Origin of the sequence: Rhizorhabdus sp. (assembly GCF_018006725.1) — a bacterium.
Lineage (GTDB): Bacteria > Pseudomonadota > Alphaproteobacteria > Sphingomonadales > Sphingomonadaceae > Rhizorhabdus.
Window position 1 is genome coordinate 1 of sequence record NZ_JAGMXV010000198.1, and the last position, 8,425, is coordinate 8,425.

Annotated in this window: 12 protein-coding genes; 9 read left to right on the forward strand and 3 right to left on the reverse strand. The window is 65.0% G+C overall.

The genetic code is table 11. The features are described 5' to 3' along the window. The 7 genes from KAY22_RS20820 to KAY22_RS20850 form a co-directional block, all read left to right on the forward strand. On the forward strand, window positions 1–968 hold a 968-nt coding region (locus KAY22_RS20820; RefSeq protein WP_296625155.1), incomplete at its 5' end, for a translocation/assembly module TamB domain-containing protein. Between the two features lie 184 nt (window positions 969–1,152). After that, complete coding sequence (locus KAY22_RS20825) at window positions 1,153–2,073, forward strand: VOC family protein (RefSeq protein ID WP_296625156.1); 921 nt, start codon at window positions 1,153–1,155, stop codon at window positions 2,071–2,073. A gap of 28 nt (window positions 2,074–2,101) precedes the next feature. Beyond that, window positions 2,102–3,295, forward strand: coding sequence for a flavin-dependent monooxygenase (locus KAY22_RS20830; RefSeq protein WP_296625157.1), 1,194 nt, complete (start codon window positions 2,102–2,104; stop codon window positions 3,293–3,295). 255 nt (window positions 3,296–3,550) lie between these two features. Further along, a complete protein-coding gene (locus tag KAY22_RS20835) occupies window positions 3,551–3,757 on the forward strand; it encodes a cold-shock protein (RefSeq protein WP_296625158.1) in 207 nt (68 codons plus the stop codon). A gap of 138 nt (window positions 3,758–3,895) precedes the next feature. Beyond that, entirely contained in the window at window positions 3,896–4,033 is a 138-nt protein-coding gene (locus tag KAY22_RS20840) for a hypothetical protein (RefSeq protein WP_296625159.1), read from the forward strand. Between the two features lie 23 nt (window positions 4,034–4,056). Then, window positions 4,057–4,272: a hypothetical protein gene (locus tag KAY22_RS20845; RefSeq protein ID WP_296625160.1), complete on the forward strand. Its 216-nt coding sequence runs from the start codon at window positions 4,057–4,059 to the stop codon at window positions 4,270–4,272. After that, on the forward strand, window positions 4,269–4,493 hold the full coding sequence (locus tag KAY22_RS20850; RefSeq protein ID WP_296625161.1) for a hypothetical protein: 225 nt from the start codon (window positions 4,269–4,271) through the stop codon (window positions 4,491–4,493). The genes KAY22_RS20845 and KAY22_RS20850 overlap by 4 nt, the downstream gene beginning before the upstream one ends. A gap of 70 nt (window positions 4,494–4,563) precedes the next feature. Here the strand turns inward: KAY22_RS20850 and KAY22_RS20855 are convergent, their stop codons facing one another. Continuing rightward, window positions 4,564–4,752, reverse strand: a complete 189-nt coding sequence (locus KAY22_RS20855) for a hypothetical protein (RefSeq protein ID WP_296625162.1) — start codon at window positions 4,750–4,752, stop codon at window positions 4,564–4,566. Between the two features lie 53 nt (window positions 4,753–4,805). Then, complete coding sequence (locus KAY22_RS20860; protein WP_296625163.1) at window positions 4,806–4,976, reverse strand: hypothetical protein; 171 nt, start codon at window positions 4,974–4,976, stop codon at window positions 4,806–4,808. A 337-nt stretch (window positions 4,977–5,313) separates the two neighbouring features. Here KAY22_RS20860 and KAY22_RS20865 point away from each other — a divergent pair, with 337 nt between their 5' ends. Next, window positions 5,314–6,270: a chromate resistance protein ChrB domain-containing protein gene (locus KAY22_RS20865; protein ID WP_296625165.1), complete on the forward strand. Its 957-nt coding sequence runs from the start codon at window positions 5,314–5,316 to the stop codon at window positions 6,268–6,270. Next, window positions 6,267–7,670, forward strand: coding sequence for a chromate efflux transporter (chrA, locus tag KAY22_RS20870; protein WP_296625166.1), 1,404 nt, complete (start codon window positions 6,267–6,269; stop codon window positions 7,668–7,670). Before KAY22_RS20865 ends, chrA begins: the two co-directional genes overlap by 4 nt. A gap of 17 nt (window positions 7,671–7,687) precedes the next feature. Here the strand turns inward: chrA and KAY22_RS20875 are convergent. After that, window positions 7,688–8,425: tetratricopeptide repeat protein (locus KAY22_RS20875; RefSeq protein WP_296625167.1), on the reverse strand; the 738-nt coding region annotated here is incomplete at its 5' end.

An 8,425-nucleotide genomic window follows, 5' to 3' on the forward strand; every position in this document is an offset into this window, starting at 1 on the left:
CCCAGTGGAAGGCCACGCTCGCAAAGGCGCGTCTGGCGAAGAGCGATGCTCTGGGGGCGGTGGCGTCGGGCACGCTCGATATCACCAACGGCCCCGGCGGCGGACTGATCAAGGGCGACCTGCGCATTCCCGAGGCGCGCTATCGGATCATCCGCCAGGGCGCGGCCGAGGTCGCCGAACTGACCGGCGTCCGCCGTCGCGGCGATCAACCGCTCAAACCCGACGGAAATGCCGATGGCCCTGCGCCGAGCAACTGGAAGCTCGACATCCGCATCCGCGCCGACAACCAGATCTTCGTCAGCGGCATGGGGCTGGAGGCCGAATGGGCAACCGACATGCGCGTGACCGGAACGGCGGGCGACCCGCGCGTCGTCGGGCGCCTGTCGGTGGTGCGCGGCACCTATTCCTTCGCCGGCCGCCGCTTCGACCTCGACGAGCGGGGCGAGATCCGCTTCGACGGCAGCCAGTTGACCAACCCCGAACTCGACCTGTCGGCCGACACCTCGATCGAGGGCGTCACGGCGCGGATCATCATCAGTGGCCGCGCCATGGCCCCGCAGGTCAGCTTCACCTCCACCCCCACTTTGCCGCAGGACGAGGTGCTGTCGCGGCTGTTGTTCGGGGAGAGCGTGACCTCGCTGTCGCCGACCCAGGCGATCCAGCTGGCAGCCGCGCTCAACTCGCTGCGCGGATCGGGTGGCGGGCTCAACCCGCTCGGCAAGCTGCGCTCGGCTTCGGGCATCGACCGGCTGCGCGTGCTGGGCGCCGACAAGACCGCCGGGCGGGGCACCGCGCTCGCGGCCGGGCAATATATCTCCAACGATATCTATGTGGAGGTGATCACCGACGCGCGCGGCTTCACGGCGACCCAGCTGGAAATCTCGCTGTCGAAGACGCTCAGCCTGCTCAGCCAGACCAGTTCCTTCGGCGGGTCGAACGCCAGCATCCGCTATTCGAAGGATTATTGAGGAACCCCCAGAAGAAAATCCAAGACAAATTATACGCAAAACGTCCCACAATCTTCCAATTGATACGGATTGCATCGCCATAGACCGGCTCATGAAACGCATAACGCAATTCCGTTGATCGAGATCAATTCCTGCGACCCGGCCCGGTGGCAAATCCGGGGCGAACGGAAGAGGATGTCTCGACATGGATATCGCAGGCCTCGGCTATTGCGTGATCGGCGCTACGGCACCGCGCCGCTGGATCGATTTCGGCGAGCAGCTGGCCGGCTTTGCCGCTGAAGAACGCAATGGCGCGGTTCTGCTGCGCATGGACGAGCGCGCCGCGCGCATGCTGGTTCTGCCCGCCGCCACCGACCATTATCACGCCTCTGGCTGGGAGTTGCGCAGCCGCCGCGCCTTCGAGGCGGCGAAAGAAGAGCTTGCGGCCAAGGGCGTTCCTTTCGAACAGGCGACCGCCGCCGATTGTGATCTGCGCAGCGTGGGCGACATGATCTGTTTGCTCGATCCCGCAGGAAACCGACACGAGTTGTTTCACGGGCCCACCCTTGCACCCACGCCCTTCCGGTCGCCCGCCGGGGTCGAGCGTTTCGTGACCGGCCCGCTGGGCATGGGCCATGTCGTGCTGCCGGCACCCAATATCGACGAGACGCGCGATTTTCTGCACGACGTGCTGGGCTTCGACGTCTCCGACTATATGACGCACCGCCCGCACGGCGCGGACGGCCCGGGCATGCGGATCGACTTTCTCCACTGCGACAATCCGCGTCACCACAGCCTCGCGCTGTTCGAAGGCGAGGTTCCGGCGGGCTGCGTCCACCTGATGGTCGAGCTGCCCACGCTGGACGAGGTCGGCCGCGCCCATGACCGGATGGAACGGACGGGCGCGCGGCTGATGGCGACGCTCGGCCGGCACAGCAACGACCATATGGTGAGCTTCTACCTCGCCACGCCCGGCGGCTTCGCGCTCGAATATGGTTTTGGCGGCCTGCAGGTCGACTGGACCACCCACAGCGCCTTCGAATTCACCACCGTCAGCGAGTGGGGCCATGATTTCAGCATCGGCTTCGGCGCTGACGAGCGCGCAAGGCTGGCGGCGGTCGCCTGACGAAATACAGACAAAGAGGAGACGGAGCATGACCCTGACCCGAGCCATTGGCCTTCCGACCGAAGCCGACCTGATCGACCGCGCCGAGGCGATGATCCCGATCCTGCGGGAGCGGGCCGAACAGGCCGAGCGCGACTGCCGCCTTCCGGCCGGGACGGTCGCCGATTTCCGCGACGCGGGCTTCTTCAAGATACTCCAGCCGCGCCGTTACGGCGGCTACGAGATGGACCCACAGACTTTCTATGCGGTGCAGATGAAGGTTGCCGAAGGCTGCATGTCGTCGGCCTGGGTCCTGGGCGTTCTGGCGGTCCATAACTGGCAGCTGGCACTGTTCGACCCGCAGGCTCAGGAGGATGTCTGGGGTGAGGATCCCGCCACGCTCATCTCCTCCTCCTACATGCCCAAGGGACGCGCGACGCCTGCCAAGGGGGGCTATCGCCTGTCCGGCCGCTGGAGCTTTTCGAGCGGCGTCGACCATTGCGAATGGGCTTTTCTGGGCGGGATGATCGCCGACCCGACGACGGGCGCACCCGATTTCGTGACCTTCCTCGTACCCCGCCGCGACTTCACCATCCTGCCGCTGTGGAAGACGATCGGCCTGTGTGCGACGGGCAGTCATGATGTGGTCGTCGAGGACGCCTATGTCCCCGCCTATCGCATTCATCGTTCGAAGGATGGCTTCGCGGTCAGCAGCCCGGGGCTGAAGGTCAATGACGCGCCGCTCTACCGCCTGCCTTTCGGCCAGGTGTTCGTCCGGGCCGTATCGAGCTCGTCGATCGGGGCGCTGCAGGGGGCGCTCGACCTGTTTCGCCAGGCGGGCGCCACGCGCGTGTCGAACAATGATGCCTCCTGCGCGGCGCAGGATTCTGCTACACTCGAACTGGTTGCGGAGACCGCCGCCGCGATCGACGAGATGAAGGCTCTGCTCAACCGCAATTTCGATCACCTGATGGCCACGGCGCGTGCCGGACGCCAGGCCGACGTCGAGACGCGGCTGACGTTCCGCTATCAATCGGCGCAGATATCCAGCCGCTGCGGCGACCTCGTCACCCGGATCTTTCACGCCTCGGGCGCCGAAGGGATTTTCCGGGACCGACCGATCTCACGCATCTTCTGCGATATTCATGCCGGGCGAACCCATGTCGCCAATAACCCGGCCAAGGTCGGGCGCAACTATGGCGGGGTGCTGCTGGGCGCTCCAAACGCAGACAGCTTCATTTGAACGACGACCGGGATCACGACAGGATCGCGACGCGTCATAGACCCGGGATAAATACAGACTATGTAATGATTGCCGCCCAGATAAGGCGAGTCAATTATTTCGTTGAATTGACATTTCGATAAAAATCTCTATCTAGATACAAGCTACACGTCGCCTGCGACGAATCTACTGCCTGATACGCAGATTTTCCTTTCACGCGCTTCAAGCTCGACAGCCATGTGGCTGGCGATAATCTTGCCTGTGAAGGACAACATCATGCCGATCGGTACCGTCAAGTTTTTCAACGAAACCAAGGGCTATGGCTTTATCGAGCCCGAGGACAATAGCGGCGACAGCTTCGTCCACATCAGCGCGGTCGAGCGCGCGGGGATGATCACCCTCAAACAGGGTCAGCGCCTCAGCTACGCAATCGAAGCCGATCAGCGCGGCCGGGCGTCGGCGGTCAATCTCGAAGCGGCCTGATCAATCGACGATCGCGGGAGGGATCGGATCCATCCGATATCTCCCGCAACGGCCCGAAGATCCGGCAGCCAGAATGGTTGCCTTACCCTGACCACCATCAATCACATAAGAACTGGCGCAAGACGCCACGGAAGCAGAATGTATTTCAAGACTCAAAAAGACGTGAACACCCACAACTACAGAACCCAGCCCCAGCGCCAGCGCCTGTCCCCCTTGCCGGGAGCGAGCCTGTCGCGAGCAGATTTGAAGCGTCTCGTCGCCGACATGGTCGACTAAGGTCCGGACAAGGGAGAACCATCATGCCGTCCAACAGCGACTTGTGCATCGCCCGGGCCGACGAATGCGCCCAGCAGGCCGAACAGAGCGTGCTGGCCGAAGTCAAGGAACAGTTTCTCCGGTCCGAACGCGCCTGGCGCGGACTGGCCGTCCGCCATTCCGCCCAGGAAGCCCGCTCCGCGCGGCGTCTTCAGGACGCGGCAGAGGCCGTGAAGCAGAGCGCGGACGTCGAAGGTTGACCGCGACCAGCCATCGCTATCGGGTCGAGCCCCGCGCCGTGCAGCTTGCAAGAGAGTTGCACGACCGCTGGGGCCTGGATTCGGTGGGTCAGGCCCACTTCCAGTTTCTGGAAGCCACCCGCCTGGGCAAGATCGCCCGGGCGGACCTCTATCATGCGGTGTGGGCGGTGCTCCAGCACAGTCACCGCGTGACCGGGACTTACGGACCGGCGCACGGCTGAGCTTACAGCCTGAATGTACGGGCTGAATTCAAAGCGCGCGCGGCTTTTTCCCCTGGGAGGAGAAGCCGCCTCAGCGCGCCGACGGATCCTCAGACGACCGCAGCAGCTCGCGCAGTTCCGAGGAGCGCAAATGCCGGCCGTCGCCCGTCTGGATCACCAGTCGCCAGATTTCCTCGGGATCCTCCTCGGCCACCAGCGCCATCATCTCGCCCAGAGACCCTTCCGCGATTTTCTGCGGCGCGCGGCGCCCGCCACGCATCGTGTTGCCACCGACGGTGCGCCACAGGCTGGCGGGCTCGTCCTGTGTGGCGGTCAGAGAAACACGCTCCGACCCGCGCCACGCATGCCATTGCGGACATCGTCGATGCGTTCGGCATAGAGCCTCGCGAGGCCGAGATGCGCGGCACGCGCCTCCCCGCACAGGGCGGCCGAAGCCTTCATCAAAGAAACCTGATGGCGCGCGAACAGATAGTTAAGATCCATGGTGCCTCCCTGAATGCAGCGGGAGCACGGGGTCTCTCAGTCACCGGGTGCCGAAGAACGTCCCGGTGATGGCACAGCCTTAGCACGACCGCCTCTCGAGCGATACCCGCCGTCGCGGATTCCGCCGCTGATAATCCCCGCTTAGGCCACGCGTGGCGCAGGAAAGACGACACCATTTCGGCAAAGGCCTCGGGGTATTCGAGATTGGAGAGGTGCGCCGCATAGAGCCGCGCAGAGCGGGCTCCGACAATGGCCGCAGCGATCGCGCAGGCCTGAAGCACCCATAGCCTTATTGATATATGTGTATCTTTTCTCCGGAACAGGATACACATATATCATGATCGAGTCGAAATCGCGGGACTGGCTGGTCCTGCTTCACCAATTGCCGACCCGCCCGCCCTATTTACGGGTCAAGGTCTGGCGCCGTCTTCAGGCGATCGGCGCGGTCGCGATCAAGACCGCTGCGCACATCCTGCCTCGCAGCGACGCCAATGAAGTGGCCTTGCGATCATTGATCGAGGAGATCGTCGCCGGCGGTGGCGAAGCAGTCCTGATCGATGGCCGGTTGATCGGTGGTCAGTCCGACGCGGAAGTCAGCGCGCTGTTCGATGCCGCCCGCGACGCCGATTATGACGACATCGCCGCCGCCGCACGGCGGCTGATCGAAACAGGCCCAGCGAACGGCAGTGACATCAACCGGCTGCGCAAGCGGCTCGACGAGGCTGTGGCGCTCGATTTCTTCGGTGCCCATGGCCGACAGAAGGCCGAGGCGGCGATGGCCGAGCTCGACCGGCTTCGCCATGCCCATCCCGACGTCGGGCGCGCCGATGCGGCCCCTGCCGTCCGCCGCGACTCCCTGCGCGGCCGCGTCTGGATCACCCGCAGCGGCGTTCATGTCGACCGGATCGCCTGCGCCTGGCTGATCCGCCGCTTCGTCGATCCGGAGGCGACCTTCCGCTTCGTCGATCGCCGCACCCACGACCCGGCAATGGGCGAACTCCGCTTCGACATGACCGATGCCGAGTTCACCCATGAAGAAGACCGGTGCAGCTTCGAAACGCTGCTGCTGCGCGCCGGACCCACGGAAGATCCGGCGCTGGCGGCGATCGCCGAGATAATCCACGAACTCGACATCGGCGACGGCAAGTTCGACCGTCCCGAAACCTCCGGCCTCGGTGCTATGCTGGCCGGCATCTGCGCCTCCACCCACGACGACTTGCTGCGGATCGCGCGCGGCAGCGAAACGCTCGACCAATTCCACGCCTTTTTCACTTCGAGGATATCCGCCCGATGAGTGAGACCGCTACTTTCACATCCGGCGCACCGGCGCCGGTTTCCCGCGATCACGGCATCGGCTTCGGCGAAGCCGTCCGCGTCTGGGCGCGTATTGCCGCGCTCAGCTTCGGCGGGCCGGCCGGCCAGATCGCGGTCATGCACCGCATTCTGGTCGAAGAGAAGAAATGGATCGGCGAGGAGCGTTTTCTTCATGCGCTCAACTATTGCATGCTGCTGCCGGGGCCCGAGGCGCAGCAGCTGGCGGCCTATATCGGCTGGCTGCTACACAGGACGAAAGGCGGGCTCGTCGCCGGTGCGCTGTTCGTGCTGCCGGGCTTCATCGCCATCCTGGCGCTGAGCTTCGTCTATGTGTTGCTCGGCCAGACGCCGATGGTCGACGGGCTGTTCTTTGGCCTCAAGGCGGCCGTGCTCGCGGTCGTCGTCCAGGCGGTGATCCGCGTCGGATCGCGGGCGCTGCGCAATGGCGTCATGCGCGGGATCGCGGCGGCCGCCTTCGTGGCGATCTTCTTCCTGGGCGCCCCCTTCCCGCTGATCGTCCTGCTGGCAGGATTGGGCGGTTATCTGGGCGGGCGGATGGGGCTTTCGGCGTTCAAGGGCGGCGGCGGTCATGGCAGCAGCGGCGGAACGATCGTCCATGATGCGGAGACGGCGCTTGGCGAAGGGCTGCCCGATCATGCGCGGCCGAACCTCGGCTGGTCGCTGAAGATATCGTCCGCCTTTCTGTTTCTCTGGCTCGCCCCGGTCGCGGCGCTGCTGCTGCTCGCCGGCCCCGCCACCCCTTTCACCCAGATCGCCACCTTCTTCAGCCAGATGGCGGTGGTGACCTTCGGCGGCGCCTATGCCGTACTCGCTTATGTCGCGCAGGAGGCGGTCGGCACCTATGGCTGGTTGCAGCCGGGCGAGATGCTCAACGGCCTGGGCCTTGCCGAGACGACCCCGGGACCGTTGATCATGGTGGTCCAGTTCGTCGGCTTCCTGGCCGCCTATCGCGGCTCGACCGGCCTGCCTCCATTGGCAGCGGCGACGCTGGGAGCGATCCTGACGACCTGGGTGACCTTCCTGCCCTGTTTCCTGTGGATCTTCGCGGGCGCGCCCTTCGTCGAGCGGCTGCGCGGCAACAAGGCCTTGTCGGCGGCGCTTAGCGCGATAACCGCAGCCGTCGTCGGCGTGATCCTGAATCTCGCCTTGTGGTTCGCCATCCACACGCTGTTCGGCCAGGTGCGACGCATCGCCTTCGGGCCGTTCGCCTTCGATGCTCCGGTGCCGTCAAGCCTCGACCTGCCCGCCCTTACCCTCGCGGCGCTGGCCGCGCTCGCGGTGTTCCGCTTCAAGCTGGGCATGATCCCGGTGCTGCTCGGCAGCGCCCTGCTGGGAGCGGTGTACATGCTGTTGAGCTGAGCAACACCGATAGATGCTTAAGGCCGCTCGGACGACGTGGCGCCGGTCTGCCGCGCCTGTTCGAGCGCCTTAACCGCTTCCCCAGCTGAGATCATGCCCGGGTCGAGCGCGAGCGAGCGCTCGAGCAATTCCGTCGCCCGCACCACATCGCGGTCGCGGCCGTTGCCCGTCTGATAGGCGCGCCCGAGCGTGAAGCAACTTTCGGCGTCGCCGAGACCGCAAGCCTTATCGAACAGCGACAACGCACGATCGCGATCGGGACGAACCCCGCGCCCATCATCCGTCAGGAAGCCGAGATTGCCGCAGGCGCCGGCATCGCCCGCCGCGCAAGCCCGGTCGAAAAGTTCCGCTGCCCTCGCGTGGTCCTGCCGTACCCCCAGTCCGTCACGGTACAGCACGCCGAGATTGTAGCAGGCATGCATATTGTCGGCCTCGCAGGCCTTAAGGAACAGCGCCGCTGCCGCAACCTGATCGCGCGCGACGCCACGTCCGAGCGAATAGGATGCACCCAGATTTGCGCAACCGGCGACGGCGCCCTTATCGCAGGCTTTGGTGAACAGGGCATTGGCTCGCATCATATCCTCGGCGACCCCGACGCCACCGGCGTAAGCCAAGCCGAGGTTCGAACAGGCGATCGCCTCGCCTCCTTCGCACGCCCGGTGATAGTAGGAGGCGGCATATGCGGGGTTGGCGACGACGCCCTGCCCTTGGGCATAAGCATAGCCGGCCATCGTGCAGCCGCGCATGCTGCCAAA